18 protein-coding genes are annotated in these 20,929 nt (G+C 76.3%); 6 read left to right on the top strand and 12 right to left on the bottom strand.

The window, feature by feature from the left end:
* Positions 1-18: 18 nt before the first annotated feature.
* The 12 genes from ACZ34W_RS04915 to ACZ34W_RS04860 all read right to left on the bottom strand — a co-directional run bounded on the left by ACZ34W_RS04915 (position 19) and on the right by ACZ34W_RS04860 (position 14,264).
* A complete protein-coding gene (locus ACZ34W_RS04915; protein ID WP_465601858.1) occupies positions 19-1,428 on the bottom strand; it encodes a condensation domain-containing protein in 1,410 nt (469 codons plus the stop codon).
* Positions 1,429-1,458: 30 nt separating this feature from the next.
* Entirely contained in the window at positions 1,459-2,232 is a 774-nt protein-coding gene (locus ACZ34W_RS04910; RefSeq protein ID WP_465601855.1) for an enoyl-CoA hydratase/isomerase family protein, read from the bottom strand.
* Between the two features lie 77 nt (positions 2,233-2,309).
* A complete protein-coding gene (locus ACZ34W_RS04905) occupies positions 2,310-4,028 on the bottom strand; it encodes an acyl-CoA dehydrogenase (RefSeq protein ID WP_465601852.1) in 1,719 nt (572 codons plus the stop codon).
* A complete protein-coding gene (locus tag ACZ34W_RS04900) occupies positions 4,025-5,788 on the bottom strand; it encodes an acyl-CoA dehydrogenase family protein (RefSeq protein WP_465601849.1) in 1,764 nt (587 codons plus the stop codon). The genes ACZ34W_RS04905 and ACZ34W_RS04900 overlap by 4 nt, the downstream gene beginning before the upstream one ends.
* Positions 5,785-7,536, bottom strand: coding sequence for a fatty acyl-AMP ligase (locus ACZ34W_RS04895; protein ID WP_329488954.1), 1,752 nt, complete (start codon positions 7,534-7,536; stop codon positions 5,785-5,787). The genes ACZ34W_RS04900 and ACZ34W_RS04895 overlap by 4 nt, the downstream gene beginning before the upstream one ends.
* 105 nt (positions 7,537-7,641) lie before the next feature.
* The gene (locus ACZ34W_RS04890; RefSeq protein ID WP_329488953.1) at positions 7,642-8,430 is read right to left on the bottom strand and encodes a thioesterase II family protein; all 789 of its coding nucleotides are present in this window, start codon (positions 8,428-8,430) and stop codon (positions 7,642-7,644) included.
* A 131-nt stretch (positions 8,431-8,561) separates the two neighbouring features.
* The gene (locus ACZ34W_RS04885) at positions 8,562-9,383 is read right to left on the bottom strand and encodes a protein phosphatase 2C domain-containing protein (protein WP_329488952.1); all 822 of its coding nucleotides are present in this window, start codon (positions 9,381-9,383) and stop codon (positions 8,562-8,564) included.
* Between the two features lie 342 nt (positions 9,384-9,725).
* A complete protein-coding gene (locus ACZ34W_RS04880; protein WP_465601844.1) occupies positions 9,726-11,054 on the bottom strand; it encodes an amidase in 1,329 nt (442 codons plus the stop codon).
* A gap of 89 nt (positions 11,055-11,143) precedes the next feature.
* Complete coding sequence (locus tag ACZ34W_RS04875) at positions 11,144-11,374, bottom strand: hypothetical protein (protein ID WP_329488950.1); 231 nt, start codon at positions 11,372-11,374, stop codon at positions 11,144-11,146.
* A 74-nt stretch (positions 11,375-11,448) separates the two neighbouring features.
* Positions 11,449-12,561 (bottom strand): allantoicase, encoded by a 1,113-nt coding sequence (alc, locus tag ACZ34W_RS04870; RefSeq protein WP_465601841.1) that lies wholly within the window; start codon positions 12,559-12,561, stop codon positions 11,449-11,451.
* Positions 12,562-12,620: 59 nt separating this feature from the next.
* On the bottom strand, positions 12,621-13,529 hold the full coding sequence (locus ACZ34W_RS04865) for a LysR family transcriptional regulator (protein ID WP_465601888.1): 909 nt from the start codon (positions 13,527-13,529) through the stop codon (positions 12,621-12,623).
* Between the two features lie 84 nt (positions 13,530-13,613).
* Positions 13,614-14,264: an ATP-binding protein gene (locus tag ACZ34W_RS04860; RefSeq protein WP_465601838.1), complete on the bottom strand. Its 651-nt coding sequence runs from the start codon at positions 14,262-14,264 to the stop codon at positions 13,614-13,616.
* A gap of 228 nt (positions 14,265-14,492) precedes the next feature.
* Between ACZ34W_RS04860 and ACZ34W_RS04855 the strand changes: the two genes are divergently transcribed.
* The 6 genes from ACZ34W_RS04855 to efeB all read left to right on the top strand — a co-directional run bounded on the left by ACZ34W_RS04855 (position 14,493) and on the right by efeB (position 20,870).
* A complete protein-coding gene (locus ACZ34W_RS04855) occupies positions 14,493-15,332 on the top strand; it encodes a hypothetical protein (protein WP_465601835.1) in 840 nt (279 codons plus the stop codon).
* A 188-nt stretch (positions 15,333-15,520) separates the two neighbouring features.
* Positions 15,521-16,279 (top strand): YcnI family copper-binding membrane protein, encoded by a 759-nt coding sequence (locus ACZ34W_RS04850; protein WP_465601832.1) that lies wholly within the window; start codon positions 15,521-15,523, stop codon positions 16,277-16,279.
* Between the two features lie 87 nt (positions 16,280-16,366).
* Complete coding sequence (locus tag ACZ34W_RS04845; RefSeq protein ID WP_465601829.1) at positions 16,367-17,032, top strand: SCO family protein; 666 nt, start codon at positions 16,367-16,369, stop codon at positions 17,030-17,032.
* On the top strand, positions 17,029-17,529 hold the full coding sequence (locus ACZ34W_RS04840; RefSeq protein WP_329488944.1) for a copper chaperone PCu(A)C: 501 nt from the start codon (positions 17,029-17,031) through the stop codon (positions 17,527-17,529). The genes ACZ34W_RS04845 and ACZ34W_RS04840 overlap by 4 nt, the downstream gene beginning before the upstream one ends.
* 12 nt (positions 17,530-17,541) lie before the next feature.
* Positions 17,542-19,572 (top strand): copper resistance CopC/CopD family protein, encoded by a 2,031-nt coding sequence (locus ACZ34W_RS04835; protein WP_465601825.1) that lies wholly within the window; start codon positions 17,542-17,544, stop codon positions 19,570-19,572.
* A gap of 5 nt (positions 19,573-19,577) precedes the next feature.
* Positions 19,578-20,870 (top strand): iron uptake transporter deferrochelatase/peroxidase subunit, encoded by a 1,293-nt coding sequence (efeB, locus tag ACZ34W_RS04830; protein WP_465601822.1) that lies wholly within the window; start codon positions 19,578-19,580, stop codon positions 20,868-20,870.
* The last annotated feature ends 59 nt before the right edge of the window (positions 20,871-20,929 follow it).

Below are 20,929 nucleotides of genomic sequence, written 5' to 3'. Positions count from 1 at the left end.
AGGGTCCGGTGGACGATCTCAGCCAACGCGCCGCCCTCCCCCGGTGGCGAAGCCGAACATCCGGTCCATCGCGGCCGCGTCCACCAGGGTGAGGCGCGCGACGCCGGCGTCCGGGTCGGCCAGGGCCGCGTCGACGGCCCGGACGAAGTAGCCGGCGAACCGCTCGACGGTGGCCTCGTCGAACAGGTCGACGTCGTAGCGGAAGTCGACGGCCAGCGAGTCCACGCTCTGCCGCACATTCACCGCGAGGTCCAACTGGCCTTCTGCCTGAGGGAGTTCGAACGGCGCGATGCGCAGTCCGGCGAACTCGGCCGGTGCGCCGTCGGCCGCGTCCAGGAGCAGCCTCAGCAGCGGGTCGGGACTGCTGGTGCCGATCACGTTGAAGGTGATCCGGCAGAGCGCGGAGCCGGCGCCGGTCCGCGGCCGGTTGACCGTCCGGGTGAGCAGCTCGAACGGGTAACCGACCCGGCCGAGGCCCGCCTTGACCTGCGCGTCGGCGGCCCGGGCCGCGTCGCGGAAGCTCGCCCCCGGCGCCAGGTCGGCCCGGAACAGCAGGGTGTTGATGAAGTTCCCGACCACCTCGCGGGTCGCCGGGCTCAGCCGGGTGGTGGTCGGCGCGCCGACCAGGAAGGCGTTCTGCCGGGTGTAGCGGTGCAGCAGCCCCTGGAGGATCCCGAGCAGGAGGGAGAACAGCGAGACCCCGTCGGCCAGCGCCAGCTCGCGCAGCCCGGCCACCCGCGGGCCGCTCAGGTCCAGGTGGTGGGTGCTGCCGCGGTAGCCCGGACTCGTCGGCCGGGGGCGGTCGGTGGGGATCTCGGCCGGGATCGCCCCGGCGCAGAAATCGTGCCAGTACTGCTCCATCCGGGCGCCGCGCGGCGAGCCGAGCAGGTCGCGCTCCCGGGCCGTGTAGTCGTCGTAGTCCGCGGTGAGGGGTTCGAGGTCGGGCTCCCGCCCGTCGACCAGCCGCCGGTAGCTCTGCAGCAGGTCGCGCAGGATCAGCCAGTTGGAGGTGGCGTCGGTGCCGATGTGGTGGCCGGCCATCAGCAGGACGGCGTCCTCGGCGCCGCGGCGCAGCAGGACGAAGCGGAACGCGCCGTCGCGCTCCAGCCGGAACGGCTCGCGCAGCGCGTCCCGCACCGCGGTGCGGAAGCGCTCGTCGGTCAGCCCCGGCAGCTCGCGCAGTTCCAGGCCCAGCGGGTGCCGGTCGGCGACGGTGCGGGCGGCCCGGCCGTCGTGCTCGGCGAAGAGCGAGCGGAGCATGTCGTGCCGCTCGGCGGTCGCCTCGATCGCCCGCTCCAGGGCGGGCAGGTCGACGGCGGAGCGGACGGTGAGGGCCACCCCGGTGTTGTAGACCGCGGCGTCCGGCGCCAGCCGGTAGAGGAACCAGAGCGACTGCTGCGCGTGGGAGAGGGGGTGCAGGCTGGACATCGACGTCCTTCGTTGCGGTGGGTGGGCGGGTCAGTGGCCGATGAACCGCGGGGGTTCCCCGGCGAGGTGTGCCCGCAGGCCCTCCCGCTGGTCGGCGGTGGCGAACAGGGCGGCGAACCGGTGCCGTTCGAGGTCCAGTCCCTCGGCCAGCGGTCGGCCGAGGCCCTCGTCGACGGCCCGCTTGGCGGCGCCGAGGGCGGCTGTCGGCCCGTCGGCGAACCGCTCCGCCAGCCGCTGGGCCGAGGCGTGCACCTCGGCGTCCGGGACGACCTCGTCGACCAGGCCGAGTTCCAGCGCCTCGGCCGCGTCCACCTGCCGTCCGGTCATGATCAGCCGCTTGGCCCGTGCCGGGCCGATCAGCCGGGGCAGCCGCTGGGTGCCGCCGGTGCCGGGGATGATCCCCAACCGGATCTCCGGCAGGCCGAGCACGGCCCCGGACCCGGCCACCCGGAAGTCGGCGCAGAGCGCGAGTTCGAGCCCGCCGCCCAGGGCGAAGCCCACGATCGCGGCCACCACCGGCTTGGGGATCGCGGCGATCGCGGCGAACCCGGCGTGCAGCCGGGCGGTGTACGCGTCCACCTCGGCGGGGGTGCACTCGGCCATCGCCGCGAGGTCCGCGCCGGAGCCGAAGACGCGCCGGCCCCCGGTGAGGATCACGGCCCGGACGGAGGGGTCCGATCCGACCCGCTCGGCGGCCTCGGCCAGCTCCGCGGGCAGCACCGGGTCGGCGCCGCTGATGGTCGGGCGCAGCAGCCGGACGGTCGCGACCGGCCCGGCCTCCTCGACCCGTACGTACTTTCCCATGCTCTCTTCCTGTCACTGGGCGTCATCGGCGGCTCCCGCCGGGAGCCGCCGGTCCGCGTGCGCGAGGTGCCGGCCGGTCAGGCGAGGTGCCGGCCGATGAGGTCGAATCCGGCGCCGCTCTCGTAGCGGTCAAGCAGCTCGCGGAAGACCGCCGGGCGGACGGCCTCCGCCCCGGGCACCGGCGGGCAGCCGAGCCGGGCGGTGAGCCGGGCCAGCGCCGCGACGACCCACTCGGGCCGGTGCGCGTACGCGCCCGGGTGGTCCGGGTTGTTCAGCCACACGCCCAGGCAGCAGGCGGCGGCCAGCAGCACCGCGTAGCGGTGGGTGAGTTCGAAGCTCACCGGGCCGGCCAGCGGGGTGCGGTCCCGGGGGGCGAGCTCCTGGCAGGCCTGCTTGAGCGCGGTCAGCTCGTCCACCAGCTGGGCGGTGAGCCGGCCCAGGACCGGTTCTTCGCGCACCCGGGCGGCCGCGTCCACCAGGCTCCCCAGCAGCGGGTCGTACCGCCCGGCGGTGGTGCTCAGCCGGTCGAAGTCCAGCTCGGGCAGGTCCCCCGCCAGGTGGAAGACGCCGGCCGGGGCCGGTTCGCCGACCAGCCAGGCGGCGCGGGCCAGCCGGGGCAGCTGCGGGATGACGGTGGCCTGGCAGACCGTGCCGCCGGCGTGCACCAGCGAGGCGACCGGCAGGTCCCGGGCGTGCTTCTGGAACACCGCGTGCGGCCCCTCGCGCAGGAACGAGCGGGCGCCCAGCACCTGGCCCAGGGCGTCGACGGTGTCCTTGAAGAGCAGCGGCACCAGGTACTTGACGGCCGCCGCGTAGACGCTGGTCTGCCCGGGCAGCAGGTGCAGCGCGCGGCAGACCGTGGTGGCGAAGGCGTCGGCCGCCTGGAGGTCCACGAAGGCGTCGGTGAGCACCGAGCGGGCGTGCGGCAGGTCGGCCACCGTGCGGTGGTACAGCCGCCGGCCCAGCGCGAAGCCGGTGACCGTGCGCAGCTGCTGGTCCACCGCGCCGAGCGCGGCGGCGGGCAGCACCGCCCGGGTGACCTGGAAGGACCGCAGGATGGTCTCCATGGCCGCGCCGACCTCGCCGGCCACCGCGGTCACCGGCACCGGGCAGTGGTCGAACTGCAGCCCGCCCAGGTACATCGCGCGCACCCCGACGGTGCGGTAGCGCGGCAGGAAGCGCAGCCGGTCGCGCGGCGCGGTGGCCATGTCGACCAGCACCATCGAGTGGCTGCGGCTGCCGGGCTCCGGGCTGGTGCGGGCCAGCACGGTGACGGCCTCGGCACGGGCCAGGTTGTTGATGATCTCCTTGCGGCCGTCGAGGACGAGGTGGTCCTGCCGCAGGGTGCCGCGGAAGGCGGTGTTCGAGACGTCGTTGCCGGTGGACATGTCGGTGTAGGCGGCGGCGATCCGGCCGTTGCGGCACAGGACGTCCGCGAGCCACCGCTGCTGCTGGTCACCGCCCTGGGCCCACACGTTGACCGCGCCGACCAGGTTGCTGGCGCCGTGGCCGAGGCCGAGCGCGGCGTCGCGGCGGAACAGCGGGCGCAGCACCCGGGCCAGCCGGTCGGCCCGGTCGAGCCGGCCGCCGAGCCGCCGCGGCACGAACTCGGCGCCGAGCCCGTAGGCGTCCAGGACGCGCTCACCGGCCGGGAGCAGGTCGCCGCGCTCGTCGGCGGCCACGAAGGCGGCGAAGCCCAGCGGGTTGTCCTGGTACTCGGGGTCGCCGAACAGGGCCTCCAGCGGTGCCGGGTTGCCGAGGTCGGCGTAGCAGTCGGGGGTGGTGGCCGTGGTCATCGGCTGCTTCCCTTCACCAGGGGGTAGGACAGCAGGGACGGGAGGAGGCCGCTGCGTTGCTGCTCCTCCAGGAAGGGCACCAGCCGCTCCAGCAGGTCGTCGCCGGCCACCGGGCGCCGCGGGCCGTGGCCGAGCCGGGTCAGCACCCGGGCCAGCGCCGCCTCCAGCCAGAGCCCGTCGGCCCACAGGCCGCCCTGGTGCTCGGGTGCCTCGTGGTTGCGCAGCCAGAGCTGGACGGCGGCCGCGGCCGCGTACAGCAGGGCGTACCGCTCGGCCAGGTCGAAGGCCGCGCGCGGCGCCTCGACCGGGACCGGCCGGTGGGCGGCCAGTTCAACCGCCAGGCCGTCGACCGCGGCCAGCAGTGCCTCGGCCCGCCGGCCGAGCGAGGCCGGGACGGCGCCGTGCGCGGCCAGCCGGCCGAGGTCGGCCACCGCGGCGGGCAGCGCCTGCAGCACGCTGGAGCCGCCGCGCGGGAGCAGGCTGAGCCGCTCGCGGTCGAGCGGGGCCTGCGGCGCGGCCAGGTCGGTGGCCTCGGCCAGCCCGGCGGCGTCCACCGTCCGCTTGCGCAACTGGCGGGCCAGCAGGGGGAAGTGGTTGATCAGCGCGTGCAGGTTGACCAGCGCGTTGCCGTCGAAGATGCCGACGATCCGGTGGTCGCGCTGGACCTTCTGGAAGCGGCCGTGCTGGTAGGTCTCGCCGACCAGCAGCGAGCGCGAGCCGAGCACGGTCCCGAGCCGGTCGATCACCTGGTCGACCAGGGTCGGTACCAGGTACTTGGTGACGGCCGAGGAGACGGCCAGCTCACCGGGAAGCGCGTGGATGCTGCGGACGGCGACCGTGCTCACCGCCTCGGCGAGCAGCCCGTCCGCGTACGACTGCGCCAGCAGCCTGCGGGTCTGCGGGAGTTCGGCCAGCAGCCGGCCGTAGGCCCGCCGCTCCAGGGCGTAGCCGGCGGCCAGCGTGAGCGCGTTGTCGGCGGCGCCGAGCGACAGCGCGGCGCACATCGTGCGGGTCAGCTGGAGGCTCTTGAGGACGATCTCGGCGCCGTCGCCCTCGCCACCGACCAGCGCGTCGGCCGGCACCCGGGCGTCGGTGAAGGCCACCCCGCTGATGTCGGCGCCACGGATGCCGTGCAGCTTCACGGCCGGCAGCGGCCGGTAGCCGGGCGGCGCGACGGCGGACTTGTCGATCATCAGCAGGCTGAAGCCGCGCGCGTCGCCGGCCTCGCCGGTACGGGCCAGCAGGCAGACCGCCCGGCCGCGGTTGGCGTTGTTGATGAGCCACTTCTCGCCGCTCACCCGGTAACCGTCCCCGGTCGGCACGGCGACGACCTCGCCGGCCAGCAGGTCGCTGCCGTGGTCGCGCTCGGTCAGGCCCCAGGAGACCACCGTCCCGTCGAGCACCTGGGCGGCCAGCCGCTCGGCCTGCTCCCGGCTGCCGCCGACCCAGACCGACACCGCGCCGAGGAAGGTCTTGCCGTGCGCGATGGCGACGGTGAGGTCCCGGCGGGCGACCGCGCGCATCAGCTGCAGGACGTGCTCGTAACTCTCCAGCGCCCCGCCGTACTCGGCCGGGACGTAGTGCCGGGGCAGCCCCAGCAGGTCCAGCTCCCGGCAGATCTCGACCGGGAACTCCTCCCGGTCGTCCAGCGCGCCGCAGCGCGCGTAGGAGAACAGCCGTCCGCCGTCCTCGGGGTCGCCGAGGGCGCGGTCCAGCTCCCCGGCGATCCGGCGGGAGGGGTGGGTGGCGGCGTGGGTCATCGCGCACCGGCCGCGTTGCGGTAGCGGGCGGCGGTGGCCGGGTCGAGGTCCTCGACCACCGGCTCCAGCGCTCCGGTCATGAACAGCTCGCGCATGAGCGAGCGCTGCACCTTGCCGCTGGTGGTCTTGCGGACCTGGCCGGGCCGCAGCAGCACCAGGTTGGGGATCCGCACGCCGACCCGCTCGGCGAGCCGGCCGCGCAGCTGCCGGGCGAACTCGGCCAGCTCCTCGGGGGCGCCGGGGCGGCGGCGGACCTCGTGCATCACCACGATCTGCTCACCGGTGCCCGGCACCGTGCAGACGCTGCCGCTGAGCCCGTTGAACGCCTCGTCCAGTTCGGCGAGTTCGCGCTCGATGTCGTGCGGGTAGAGGTTGCGGCCGTTGACGATCAGGACTTCCTTGATCCGCCCGGTGACGTACAGCCGGCCCTCGTGCAGGGCGCCGGTGTCGCCGGTGCGCAGGTAGCCCGCCGCGCCCTCCGCCGTGACGGCGCGGAAGGTCGTCGCGGTGGCCTCGGGGTTGCGCCAGTAGCCGGCGGCCACGCTGTCGCCGCGGATCCAGATCTCACCGATCCCGCCGTCCGGGAGGGTGGCGGCGGTGGCCGGGTCGACGATCCGCACGTCGAGGTCGTGGACGGTGCCGCTGCTCACCAGCAGCGGGCCGTCGCCGCCCGGGGCGACCGGACGCAGCTCGTTGGCGGCGAGCGCCTCGGCGTCGACGGCCGTCAGGGCCGGGGTCTCGCCGCGCGGCGTGCCGGAGACCAGCAGGGTGGTCTCCGCCATGCCGTAGCAGGGGTTGAACTGGTCGAGCCGGAAGCCCGCCGGGGCGAACCGCTCGACGAACCGGCGCAGGGTGGCGGCGCTGACCGGCTCCGCGCCGTTGCCCGCGCTGACCAGGCTGCCCAGGTCCAGGCCGGCCAGCTGGGCGTCGGTCACCCGGCGGGCGCACAGGTCGTAGGCGAAGTTCGGGGCCGACGTGTGGGTGGCGCGCCGGCTGCTGATCAGCTCCAGCCACAGGTGCGGGCGGCGCAGGAAGGCCATCGGGGCGAGCTGGTAGCCGAGGGCCCCGACGTACAGCGGCGCGATCAGGGCGCCGATCAGGCCCATGTCGTGGTGCTGGGGCAGCCAGCAGGCGCCGCGGCTGTCGTACTCCAGCGCGAAGGCCCGCGCGATCAGGCCGATGTTGTGGCGCAGCGAGCGCTGGGTGACCATCACGCCCTTGGGCGCGCTGGTCGAGCCCGACGTGTACTGGATGAACACCAGGTCGTCGTCGGCGGTCGGCGGCACCTGCCAGTCGGGGGCGGGCGCCAGGTCCAGCAGGTCGGTGGCCACGCAGGGCAGCTCGGTGACACCGGCCTGCTCCAGCATGGCGACGGCCGTGCCGTGGTTGGCCGAGTCGGTCAGCACCAGGCGGATGTCGGCGTCCCGCACGATGCCGTCGACGCGGGAGCTGTGGCCGCGCTGGGTGCTGGGCTGGGGCGCCGGAACGGCCACCACGCCCGCGTACAGGCAGCCGGCCAGCGCGGTCACGAACTCGGGTCCGGCCCCGTACAGCAGCATCACGCGCTCGCCGACGGCGCACCGCTCGCGCAGCCAGGAGGCGACCGAGCGGGCCGCGCGGTCGAGGTCACCGAAGCTCAGCGGCTGCTCCGACCAGCCGTCGGAGGCGGCCTCGACGAAGACCAGGGCGGTGCGGTCGGGGGTTTCGCGGCCGTGCCGCTCCAGTCGGGTCACCAGGTGATCGGCCATCAGCACGGCCTCTTTTCGGTCGGGGGTGGACGGTGGCGGGGCGGGACGCCGGCGCCCGCGGGGACGGCGACGGGCGGGCGCGGCGCGGGCGGGGCGGAGCGGGGTTCAGGCGCGACCGGTGCCGAGCACCTGGCGCAGCCGCAGGTCGGACTGCAGGTGCCCGGCGATGTGGGCGAGCAGCTGCTTCTCCTGGGCCTGGAGGTAGAAGTGGTCGCCGGGGAAGATCCGCAGTTCGAAGCCGGCGCTGGTGGTGTCCGACCAGGCGGCGACGTTGTCGGGCTCGCACTCGGCGTCCCGGGCCCCCACGTAGGCGACGACCGGCACCCGGTGGCGACCGGCCGCGGGGTCGGGCCGGTAGGCGGCCGACAGCCGGTAGTCGGCCCGGATGCTGGGGAGCACCAGCTCCAGGAGGCCCGGGTCCATGTCGGCCAGCGAGCTGTGGCCGAGCTGGCGCAGCTCGGCCAGGAAGTCGGCGTCGTCCGCGGCCGCCGACTCCTCGCGCTCACGGCGGTGCGGTGCCTCGGAGCCCGAGACGAACAGCCGCACCGGGCGCACGCCGTGCTCGGCGCCGAGCCGCAGCGTCACCTCGTGCGCGACCACGGAGCCCATGCTGTGGCCGAACAGGGCCAGCGGCACTCCGTCGGCGGCCAGAACGGCCAGGGCGGCGGCGATCTCGTCCGCCATCGCGTGGACGGAGGGCGCGTAGGGGTCGCCGAGGCGGTCCTGCCGCCCCGGGTAGCAGGCCGACAGCACCTCGATGTCCTCGGGCAGTTCGCGGGCCCAGGACCAGTAGGCGGTGGGTGCTCCGCCGGCGTGCGGGAAGCAGACCAGCCGCAGCCGCGGGGCCGGAGCCGTGTGGTAGGTGCGGAACCACAGCGCCACGGAGTCGGTCATGAGCGTCCTTCGGGGGAGGGGTGCGGCCATGGAGATGCCGATCTATCAGCACCGCCACGGTGCCGCCCGCTCCTATACCGCGCCCATATCGGGCGGTCGGCCGCGCGAGTCCGCCGCCCCCGCCCGGTCCGCTACAGCAGCGCGTAGAGGGCCGAAGCGTCGTCGTGCGCCTTGCCGCGCGGCCACCGCTCGCAGGCCGTGTCCGACCGCTCGACCGCCCGCACCTGGGCGATCAGCTCGCCCGGCCCCGACTCGGCGAGCAGTCGCAGGGCGTCCGCCCAGCTGCCCAGTCCGAAGCGCTCGGTGTAGCGCGAGGCGCCGTCGCTCAGCGCGGCCACCGCGTGCAGCCGCTCCAGCTCGACGAAGCCGGTCTCGGCGTGCTGCGCGGCCTTGGGGCTGGCGGCGGCGATCCACGGGCCGGTGCCGGAGTTGCGGGCGGCCCGGACGGCCAGCGCGTACTCCAGGTGCAGCGCGGCGCGCTCGGTGGAGCCGGGCACCGTCGACCAGACCTGGCGGCGCACCTCCTCACCGGCGGGGAAGCGCTGGTTGTCGCCGATCACCTTGAGCGGCCCGTCCTTGTACTGCAGCACCAGCAGCGAGTCCCCGAGCACCAGGTACTCCAGCGCACTGCCGTGCCGCCGGGCGGCGACCACCATGGCGGCGGGCGTGTTGGGGTGGGCGAGGTCGCAGCGGCCCCCGTGCAGCGCCGCCGTCTCCACGATGGCGTCGGCCAGGCACTCGGCGATCGAGCGGTCCGCCCGGTCGGTCAGCCGGGCCAGCAGGTGCACCCCCAACCGCCGTACGTACCAGGGGGTGCCGTGCCGGCACCCCGACTCCAGCCCGGTCGGCGAGCTCGCGCCGTCGAGCAGTACGAGCGCCTCCGGCGAGGCCGCCGCGAAGTCCTCGCTCTCGCGGTCCGGCCGCCGTGCTTCCCCTGCCAGCTGTACCTGCATCCCGACAGTGTGGACGCCGGGTGGGGCGCGCGCCCAGACCCGTGCACGCGGTGCGCGCCGCCGGCGCCGGACCGTCCGGTGGCAGCGGGGGTAATTCGGCCATACCGTCGGATATCGAGTGGATAATTCGGCCAATCAGGGCCTGTCAGGTTTCGCGGTCTCCTTCGAGGGGCCGGGCCGCACGGGACTGACGAGGACGAGGAGCGACGGATGTTCTGGCAGTTCATCGTGCTGGTGGCCGCGTCGATCGGCTTTCCGACCGCGGCCCTGCTGTTCCTGATCGGCGGCCCCCGCTTCCCCGACGAGCAGCGCGACCGGCGCTGACCCCGCCCGCCGCGCCGCTCAGCGGGCCGGGCCGCCCAGGGCCCGCTCCAGCGGCGCGGCCAGGGCCAGCAGCGACTCGTCCGCACCGGCCGCGCCGACCACCTGGAGCCCGAGCGGCAGGCCGTCCGCGCTCACCCCGGCGGGCAGGCTGACGGCGGGCAGCCCGGCGTAGCTCCACGGCAGGGACATCCCCGCGTCCCCGGTGCTGCCCAGCCCGGACGGAGCCGGCCCGGTGGCGGAGGGCGCGACCACCAGGTCCACCCCCGCGGCCGCCCAGGCCTCGGCGAGCCGGGCGCGGACGTGCTCGCGGACGCCGAGCGCCGTCTCGTGGTCCTCCGGCCGGACGGCCTGGCCGTGCCGGATGCCGGCCGCCGTCTCCGGCCGGTAGAGGCCGCCGAACCGGGCGAACCAGTCGGCGTGGCCGCGGGCCTGCTCGAAGCGGTTGATCGTCCGCACCTGCCGCACCAGCCACGCGAAGTCGGGCAGCAACTCGATCTCGCGCACCGTCGACCCCGCGGCGGCCAGCCGGTCCAGCTGCGCCCGGAAGGCCGCCAGCGCCGCCGGTCCGGCCTGCTCCAGGTACGGCCCGGCGGGCACCCCGAGGACGGGCGGCCCGTCGCCGGGCGGACCGCCCTGCCGCTCGCCCCGCCAGTCGTCGCAGAGCAGCGGCGCCGCCAGCGCCGCCCCGGCGAGGTCGGCGGTGAACAGGCCGACGGTGTCGAAGCTCGGCGCGTTGGGGATCACCCCGTCGAGCGGGATCCGCCCGTACGTCGGCCGGAAGCCCACCACTCCGCAGTAGGCGGCGGGCCGGACCACCGAGCCGATCGTCTGGGTGCCGATCGCCAGCGGCACCAGCCCGGCCGCGACCGCCGCCGCCGAGCCGCTGCTGGAGCCGCCCGGCGTGTGCCCGGGGTGGTGCGGGTTCCGGGTCGGGCCCGGAGCGCTGCCGGCGAACTCGGCGGTCACCGTCTTGCCCGCCACCAGCGCGCCCGCGGCCCGCAGCCGGTCCACCACGGCGGCCTGCGGACCGGCCAGCACGCCCGGGGGCAGCGCCGATCCGGCGTGCGTGGGCAGGCCGTCGACGTGGACGATGTCCTTGATCCCGACCGCCACCCCGTACAGCGGCGGGGCGGTGGCCGGATCGGGGTGGCGCGCGGCCAGCGCGCGGGCCTCGGCGTGCAGCCGCTCCGGCCGGCCGGCCTCGGGCACGAAGGTGTGCAGCAGCGGGTCCAGCCGCTCGATCCGGCCGCAGAGCCGGTCGACCCGCCCGGCGAGGTCGGCGTCACCGCCCCGCGACCGCGCGACCTCGTCGGCCAGCGACCGCGGACGGACCAGGGACTTCTCCATGCCGACCACGCTAGGGCCCGCCCGGCGGTTCGCGCCGCATCAGCGCGCGGCCGGAGCCGCCGGACGCGCCACGGGCGGCCGCCGCCGGGCTACGGGTGTTCGGTCGCCAGGTACGGGGTCTCGCGCAGGAAGTACGCGCCGCAGGTGTGGCAGCAGAGTTCGGGCGTCTTGCCCCAGTCCGCCGGATCCCGCAGCTGCGCCCCCTCGTCCAGCTCCCGGCCGCACATGGCGACGGCTTCGGAGCCGCGGACCATGTGCCAGAGCCTCACCCCGGCGGACGGACCGCCGTCACCGTACTCGGCGCGCATCTGGTGCATCATTCCCCCATCGTCCGGCGGCCCTCCGGCCCCGGCAACCGGGGGCCGACGGCGCCGCCCGCCCCGGCCGTACCCGGTCAGACCAGGCTGCCGTGCAGCCGCAGCCGGGCGATGCCGCCGTCGGGGAAGACGTCGAGCCGGACGTGGGTGGCGGGCCGGGGCGCGTCCAGCACCAGACGGTGGACGGCGTCGGGCTGGAGCCGGGTGCGGGGCACCAGCTCGAACCACTCCTGCGGGTCGGCGGCCCGCTCGTCCCGCCCGTAGAGCGCGGCCCAGCCGGCCGCGTTGCCGACGTAGTAGCCGGTGTCGATCTCCACCGCGCGGATCGCGCCGCGCCCGGCGAGGCGCAGCAGGACCCAGTCGTGGCCGGCGTCCCGGCGCCGGCGGTTCTCCCAGCCGTCGCCCATCGCCCGGGACCGGCCGGGCAGCGCGAGGTTGGCCGGGGGCGAGAAGAAGCGGTCGGAGGCGTCCTCGACCGTGCCGCCGTGCTCGATCGCGGCCAGGTCGAAGGTGCCGAGCGCGGCCAGCCAGGCGGTGTCCGGCCGGGCCTCGCCGTGCACCCGCAGCCGGGCGATGCCGCCGTCGGGGTACTGGCTGAGCCGCAGGTGGGTGAAGCGGCGGCCGTCCTCGACGGCGAAGCCGTTGGCGGCGTGGCCGCGCACCGGCGAGGCGGGCACCAGCGGGTGCCAGACGGTGGAGTCGGCGAGCAGCTCCTCCGGGCCCGGGGTGCCGGGGAGTTCGGCGCCCTCCAGGGCGATCCGCTGCGGGTAGTTGCCGCGGAAGTGCGCGGTGTCGACGATCACGCCGTGCACGACCCCCGGCACTCCCAGGCGGATCAGCGCCCAGTCGTGGTCCTCGGCGGTCGGGTGCGGACGGTCGGTGCCGGCGCCGCGGCGGCGGCGGGTCTCCCAGCCGTCCATGATCTGGCCCTTGTTGCCGAAGGTGTGCGGGCGGAACTCGGCGGGCTCGGGCAGCAGCAGGTTCTCCCGCTCGGCGAAGAGCTCGTCGTTGGCGGCGATCACGGCGCCGCCGAGCCGGCGGTCGGCCAGGTCGGTGAGGGCGGTGAAGGCGAAGCTGCCGGAGCGGTAGTCGGCGTAGGGGTTGCCGCCCGCGTAGGGCAGCGCGTCGGCGGTCTCGGTGGCGGCGGTCTCGGTGGCGGCGGTCTCGGTGGCGGTCGCGTCGGTGGTCATGCCTCCACGGTCACCCCGGCACACCCGTCAGGTCCATCACAAAGATCTGATCAGAACGTTCAGCCGGACTGAACGTCCCGGGCGGCCTCGGCCAGGGCCGCGAGCACCCGGCGCAGCGGCGGCGTCCCCTCCGTCCCCGCGCGGACCGCGGCGACCACCCGGCGGGTCGGCAGGTCGGCGGGCAGCGCCCGGACCACCGCCCCGCCGACCCGCCCCGCCGAGGCCAGCCGGGGCACCAGCGCCACCCCGAGACCGGCCGCGACCATCGCCAGGATCGCCGACCAGTCCGCGGCGGTGTGCGCACGCTCGGGCACGAACCCGGCGTCCGCGCACGCCGTCAGGGTGATCTCCCGCCAGGGGCCGGCGGCGCCGTAGATCCACGGCTCGTCGGCGAGGTCCGCGAGCCGCAGGCCCGGGGCGTCGGCCCACGGGTGCCCGGGCGGCAGCGCCACGTCCAGCGGGTCGCTGAGCAGGACGGACTCGACGAAGCGGGGATCGCCGCCGGCCGGCCGCACCGCGAGCGAGAGCGCCAGGTCGACGTCCCCCGCCGCCAGCAGCCCGTACGCCCCGGCCGCCTCCGCCTCCACCACCCGCACCGCCAGCCGCGGCGCGTCCGCCCGCAGCCGGGCGATCGCCGGGACGAGCAGCCCGCCGATCGCGGTGGCGAAGGCGCCCACCCGCACCTCGCCCGCCTCGCCGTGCAGGTACCCCGCCAGCTCCGCCTCGGCCCGCTCCAGCTGCCCGAACACCACCTCGGCGTGGCGCAGCACCAGCCGCGCCGCACTGGTCAGCCGGACCCGCCGCCCGTACGGCTCCAGCATCGGCGCGCCCACCTGCCTGGCCAGCGCCGACACCTGCTGCGAGACCGCCGACGGCGAGAGCCGCAGCCGCTCCGCCGCGGCCGTCACCGTCCCGCACTCACCGACCGCCCACAGCACCCGCAGCCGCCGCAGATCCCACTCACCCACCGCACCCATCGCGCCAGCGTAGTTCCGTCCCGGCCGCCCCGGAGGGCGCGCCCGGCCCGGCGCCGGGCGGGGTGTCCGCGGTGGTCAGCAGGCCCGCAGCAGGGCGCCGTCCTGCCACTTGAGGATCTTGTCGAAGCTGACGATCGCGCCGCGCAGGGGGTGGTTGCGGAGCTGGACGTGGTCGGTCAGGGCGTGGATCAGGAAGAGGCCGCGGCCGGACTCGGCGGTGAGGTCGGGGAGGGTGTCCAGGTCGACCGGGCGCAGGGTGGGGGCCGGGGCCCCGGCGTGGCAGGGGGGCAGCACGTGGGTGTCGTAGGGGCGGTCGTCGCGGCGGGGGCGGCGGGTGGTCAGGACCGGGCCGGGGACGCTGGCGCGGCCGCGCCGGGGGCGGCGGGTGCCCCGGCCGGTCGCGGCCGGGCGGGCCGGCGGGGCGGCCGGCCGGCGCGGCGGGAACGGGGCGGGGGCGGCGGGCGCGGCGAGGCCGGGGCCGGAGTCCGTGACCTCGATCCGCAGGAGGTCCCCGCTGATCGACGCGGTGACCTGGAAGCCGTCGTCCGAGCGGCCGCAGGCGCCGTGCTCCACGGCGTTGGCGCAGGCCTCGCTGAGGGCGACCCCGAGGTCGTCGGCGATCTGCGGGTCGACGCCCGCCGTCGCCATGGCACCGAGCAGGATGCGCCGGGCCAGCGGAACGCTGGCCGGGTCGCGCTTGAGGTGCAGAGTCCACCAGATGTCCACGGGAGGTCCCTCCTGGCTGCGGCTCCACATACAACTAGGTATCTCCGGGCGATCATGCGGTGAACCGTGCAGGGGGTCGGCTACCGCCCGTTCGGCGGATGGACTGGGGCCGGGGTGTGTGCCGAGCGGCGCACACCGGGGGCCGCACGCCGGGCCGAACGGGGCATTCGTAGGGATTTCCCACCCTGCCCTCGGTGGCGCGGGGGGCGATGAGATGATGGCCCGGCCATGACTGCCCTCGCCGCCGCCCCGCACCCGGGCGCCCCCGCACCGGACGCACCGGTGGGGGCCGCCGCCTGGGACCTGCGGCTTGCGCGGGCCGTCCCGTTCGCCCTGGTCTGCGCGCTGATCGCGGCCGCCGGGCACGCCCTGGCCGGCGGCGGGAACGTGGCCCTGCCCGCGCTCGCGACCGGCTTCGCGGCCGTCCTGGTGCTCGCGGTGGCCTTCGGCGGGCGGGAGCGCTCGCTCGGTGCCATCGCCGGCGCGCTCGGTGCGGGCCAGCTCGGGCTGCACTGCCTGTTCCACGCCTTCGGCGGGCACGCCACCGCGGCGGCCGGCGCGATGGCCGGGATGCACCACGGCGGCTCCGGCCCGCTGACGCTGCCCCAGGTGGCCGGTCGGCTGATCTGCAACGAGGCCAGTCCGGGCACGCTGGCCGGCCTGCCCGGCAGCCCGTCGGCCGAGCAGCTGGTCGCCGGCGCGGGGCTGGACCCGCGGGCGTTCGCCGTCGCGCCCTGGTGGCAGGACGGCCTGTTCGGGATGACGCCGTCGATGCTCGCGGGCCACTTGGCCGCCGCCCTGGTGGCCGGCTGGTGGCTGCGGCGCGGCGAGGCGGCGCTCTGGCGGCTGGTCAGGATCACCGCCACGGCCGCCCGGGAGCACTGGACCACCCCGCTGCGGACGGCGTTCGCGCTGGCCGCGGCGCTGCTGCGGGGCCTGCTCGGCACGCCCGCCGGTCCTGCCCGCCGCTCCGGCGCGCGGGCCGGGGACAGCCGGCCGCCGGCCCGTGCCGCGCTGCGGCACAGCGTGGTGCGGCGCGGTCCCCCGTTCGGGGCCCTCGCGTACTGACCCGCCCCCGACGGAGTGCCGGCAAGGCCCCGTACCGGGTCCGGGTGTACGCGGCGACCGCGCCGTACCCGCCGCCCCCCGCGGCGTGCGGCCCCCACTCGTCCCCACGCCGCGCGGCCCCGCCGAGGCACGGATCACCGTGTCCGGGAGCGGTCCTGCCGCCGAGCCTCCGAACGGAGACCCGAATCATGCGTTCCCTCCCCACCCGCCGTATCGCCGCCGTCGCCCTCACCGCCGCCGCGTCGGTCGTGGCGCTGGCCGGCCCCGCCTTCGCGCACGTGACCGTGAACCCGGGCAACGCCCAGCAGGGCGGCTACACCGCCGTGGACTTCCGGGTGCCGAACGAGAACGACAACGCGTCCACGGTGAAGCTGGAGGTCAACCTCCCGCTGGACCACCCGCTGGCCTCCGTCCGCACCCTGCCGATGCCGGGCTGGACCACGACCGTCGAGAAGTCCAAGCTCGACAAGCCGATCAAGGTGCACGGCAACGACGTCAACGAGGCCGTCTCCAAGATCACCTGGACCGCCGACGCGGGCACCAAGATCGCCCCCGGCCAGTTCCAGGAGTTCCGCGTCTCGATCGGCCCGCTGCCGACCGACACCGACAAGCTGGTCTTCAAGGCGCTGCAGAGCTACGACAACGGCGACGTCGTGCGCTGGATCGACGAGGCCAAGGACGGCCAGCCCGAGCCGGCCAAGCCCGCCCCCGTGCTGGCCCTCGACAAGGCCGCGGCCGGCGGCGAGCACGGCGCGACCGCCGCCCCCACGGCCACCGCCGACAGCCACGGGCACGGCGACGCCACCACCCAGGCCGCCGCCGCCTCGGACAAGGGCAGCGACTCCACCGCCCGCGTCCTCGCCGTGGTCGGCATCGTCGTCGGCCTGGTCGGCGCGGCGTTCGGCGTGCTCGGCCTGCGCCGCAAGAACGGCGGCTCCGCCTCCTGACCCCCGCACCGGCGGGGCCGCGCCCGTACCGCACCCGGGCCCGGGCGCGGCCCCGCCGGTGATCCACCGCGCACGATCGGATCCCCCATGTCCCGCACCCTCCGCACCGCCCGGCTGGCCGGCGCCGCCGCCGTCGCGCTCGCCGCGGCCCTCACCCTGACCGCCTGCGGCTCCGACGGCTCCACCGGCCCCGCCAAGGTCACCCAGCAGAAGGCCGACTCCCCGTACCAGGGCACCGTGCTCGGCAAGCACTTCGACAAGCCCGACCTCCAGCTGACCGACACCGCCGGCCAGCCCTTCGACCTGCGGCAGAGGACCAACGGCCGGAGCACCCTGCTGTTCTTCGGCTACACCAGCTGCCCGGACGTCTGCCCGACCACGATGGGCGACATCGGCGTGGCGATGACCAAGCTCTCCCCCGAGGAGCGCCAGAAGGTCGACATCGTCTTCGTCTCCACCGACCCCCAGCGCGACACCCCGCAGGTCCTGCGCACCTGGCTGGACTCGATGGGCAAGGACTTCATAGGCCTCACCGGGGACCTGGCCAAGGTGAAGGCCGCGGCCAAGTCCCTCGGCATCCTGATCGAGGACCCGGTGGTCAACGCGGACGGCACGGTCACCTCCACCCACGGCGCGCAGGTGCTGGCGTTCCTGCCCTCGGACGACAAGGCGCACGTCCTCTACCTCAGCGGCACCGAGGAGAAGACCTACGAGCACGACCTCCCGCTGCTCGCCCAGGGGGTCGCGGCATGAACGGCGCCGGCGGGCCGCGCGGGTTCCGGCGGACCGCGCTCGCGGGGGCGGTGCTGGCGACGGCACTGGGCGCCGGCGCCATCCTGGTCGCCTGCGGCGCGGGCGACGGCGAGGCCCGGGCCGACGGTCCGGCCCTGCTGAGCGTCGCCGACTCCTACATCCCGCTGCCCCCGGCGGGCGGGATGGCGGCCGGCTACCTCACCGTGCGCAACGACGGCGGCGAGGACCAGCTGGTCAAGGTCTCCAGCCCGGCCGCGCAGTCGGTCACCATGCACCGCTCCACCGCCTCCACCATGGAGCAGGTCGAGCGGCTGGACGTCCCCGCGCACGGCGCGTTGGAGCTCGCCCGGGGCGGCAACCACCTCATGATCATGGGATGGCGGAAGGCCCCCGCCCTCGGTGACGAGCTCGAACTCGACCTGACCTTCGCCCGGACCGGCACCGTCTCGGTCAAGGTGCCGGTCCGGGAACTCACCTACCGCCCCGGCCAGCAGTAAGGGATCCAGGAGATGCTGACGGCCGCGTTGCCGAACCCCACCACCCGCCGCCGGATCGTCGGGCTGCTGGGCCTGCTCGGCGCGGTGCTCGCGCTGCTGCTCGCCGGCGCCGGCCCCGCCTCCGCGCACGCCACCCTGCAGTCCACCGACCCCGCGCAGAACTCGGTCGTCGCGACCGCGCCGCAGGCCGTCACGCTGACCTTCAGCGAGTCGGTGTCGCTCTCCGGGGACTCGGTCCGGGTCCTCGACCCGGCCGGCAAGGCGGTCGACGGCGGCAACCCCGCGCACGCGGACGGCAAGGACAACACCGCCCGGGTCGGGCTGAACAGCGGCCTGGCCAACGGCACCTACACGGTGGCCTGGCGCGCGGTCTCCGAGGACTCGCACCCGATCGGCGGGGCGTTCACCTTCTCGATCGGCGCGCCCTCGGACACCTCCGTCTCCACCACCGCGCTGAGCGGCGCCGAGGCCGACGGCGTGGTCGCCGCGCTGTACGGCACCGGCCGGACCGTCGCCTACGGGGCGTTCGCGCTGCTCGTCGGCGCGGCCGCGTTCGTGCTGGCCTGCTGGCCGGCCGGGGCGGCGCAGCGCGCGGTGCAGCGGCTGCTGATGACCGGATGGGTGGCGCTGCTGGTCTCCACCGTCGCGGTGCTGATGCTGCGCGGCCCGTACGAGCGCGGTTCCGGCGTCGGGCAGGCCTTCGACCTGTCGCTGGTGCGCGCCACCCTCGACGAGCGGATCGGCACCGCGCTGGCCGCCCGGCTGCTGCTGCTCGCGGCGAGCGGGGTCTTCCTGTCGTTGCTGGTCGGCCAGCTCGGACAGCCCGCGCCGGCCGCCCGCCCGGAGGAGGCGGACGACGCGCGGGCGAGCGGCGACGCACGGACCGCCGAGGAGGCGGAGGAGGCCGAGCTGCGGCAGCTGGAGCGGCGCGCCGCCGAGCGCCCGCAGCACGAGACCCGGCTGGGCCTCGGGGTGGCCGGACTGGTGCTGGCCGTCGCCCTCTCGGCGACCTGGGTGGGCGCCGACCACGCCTCGGTCGGCATCCAGGTCTGGCTGGCACTGCCGCTCGGCATGCTGCACCTGATCGCGATGGCGCTCTGGCTCGGCGGCCTGGCCGCGATGGCGGTCGGGCTGCGGCACGGGATCGGCGCGGCGGCCGCCGAGCGGTTCTCCAAGGTCGCCTTCGGATCGGTGGCGGTGCTCGCCGCCACCGGGATCTACCAGTCCTGGCGCGGCCTCGGCAGCTGGAGCGCGCTGACCGACACCGAGTACGGGCGGCTGCTGCTGGTGAAGACCGGCTGCGTGGTCGCGATGCTCGGCGTCGCCTGGATCTCCCGGGCCTGGCTGGCCCGGCTGCGGGCCGCTCCGGCGGAGGCCGAGGCGGCCCGGCCGGTCGAGGCACCGGAGCCGGTCGCCGTCGCGGCCCACTCCGACGACCCGGTCCGGCAGGCCCAGCTGGACCGCCAGCGGGCCGCCCGGGCGAGCGCCGGCCGCGACCGCGGACTCACCCCGACCCGGGCCGGGCTGCGCCGCTCGGTGCTGATCGAGTCGGTGGCGGCAGTGGCCGTGCTGGTGGTCACCACGATGCTGACCAACTCCCCGCCCGGCCGGGTGGCGAGCGAGATCGCGGCGGCCGGCACCGCCAACGGCGCCACCGTGCCCGCGCCGGGCGTGCCCGCCCCGCAGACGGTGCCCGGCCAGACCATGGAGCTCAAGCTCCCGTACGACACCAAGGGCCGGACGCCGAACGCCAAGGGCACCGCGACCGTCACCCTCAACCCGGCCCGGACCGGCCCCAACGAAGTCCACCTGAGCCTGGACGGGGCGGACGGCAAGCCGGTCGAGGTCCCCGAGGTGGAGCTCGCCTTCACCCTGCCGGACCGCGACCTCGGCCCGCTGCCGGTGCCGCTGACCGCCGAGGGCCCGGGCCGCTGGAGCGGTACCGGGCAGCTCCCGCTGGCCGGGAACTGGGTGGTGTCGGTGCAGGTCCGCTCCTCGGAGATCGACCAGACCACCGAGATCAAGCAGCTGAAGATCGGGTGAGCGCGATGGGCAGCACCACGGACACCGGCCGGCCGCCCGGCGGCGCGGAGCCCGGCCCGCGCGCCGGCGTCACCCGGCGGGCCCTGCTGGGCACCGCCGGGGCCGGGCTGGTGGCCGGTGCGAGCGTGGGCGCGGCCGGGGCGGTCGCCCTGGACCGGGCGCCCGCGGCCGTACCCGCCGCCGGGCCGAGCGGCGCGCTCGGCGCCGGACGGGTGCCGTTCCACGGCGAGCACCAGGCCGGCATCCTCGAACCGCAGCAGGCCCGGGTCCAGCTGGCCGCCTTCGACCTGGCCGCCGGCGTCGGCCGGGACGGGCTGCGGACGCTGCTGCGCGACTGGTCCCGGACGGCCGCGCTGCTGGCCGCCGGCGAGCCGGCCGACGCGTTCGAGAACCAGGTGGCGCTGGACGCCGGCCCCTGCTCGCTGACCGTCACCTTCGGCTTCGGCGCCACCCTGTTCGACCGGGCCGGACTGGCCGACCGCCGCCCGGCGGCGCTGGAGCCGCTGCCCGCCTTCCCGGCGGACGCGCTGGACCCGGCCCGCGGTGACGGCGACCTCTTCGTCCAGATCGGCGCCGACGACGCGCTGGTCGCCGTCCACGCCCTGCGGGTGCTCCAGCGCCGGGCGGCCGGCACCGCGGCGCTGCGCTGGCAGGCGGCCGGCTTCGCCCGGACGCCCGGCGCCACCGCGCGGCCGATGACCGGGCGCAACCTGATGGGCCAGATCGACGGCACCAACAACCCCCGGCCCGGTGAGGACGGCTTCGCCGGCAAGGTGTTCTGCGCCGCCGGTGACGAGCGGAGCGCCTGGCTGAACGGCGGCTCGTACCTGGTGTTCCGGCGGATCCGGATGCTGCTGGACTCCTGGGAGGCACTGCCGGTGGACCGCCAGGAGCGGGTGATCGGCCGCCGCAAGACGGACGGCGCGCCGCTCTCCGCGCCCGCCTCCGCCGGCGAGACCACGCCGGTGGACCTCACGGCGCAGAGGGCGGACGGCACGCTGGCCGTCCCCGCCGACGCGCACATCCGGGTCGCCGCACCGGCCGCCAACGGCGGGGCGGCGATGCTGCGGCGGGGCTTCTCCTACCACGACGGCCTGCTGGCCGACGGCTCGCCGGACGCCGGGCTGCTCTTCCTCGCGTTCCAGGCCGACCCGGGCCGGGGCTTCACCCCGGTGCAGCGCAAGCTCTCCCGGGGCGACGGCCTCTCCCGCTTCCTGCGGCACGAGGCGAGCGGGCTGTACGCCGTGCCGCCCGGCGCGCCGGAGGGCGGCTACGTGGGGCAGACGCTGCTGGAGTAGCGGCCGGCCGGGGGCCGGGGCACCTCCCGCGCCCGGGCCGGCCCCCCGCCCGGGATTCC

Source organism: Kitasatospora sp. NPDC022856 (assembly GCF_055561235.1).
The sequence above is the reverse complement of the archived record's forward strand: the minus strand, read 5'-3'. Positions and strand labels throughout refer to the sequence as shown.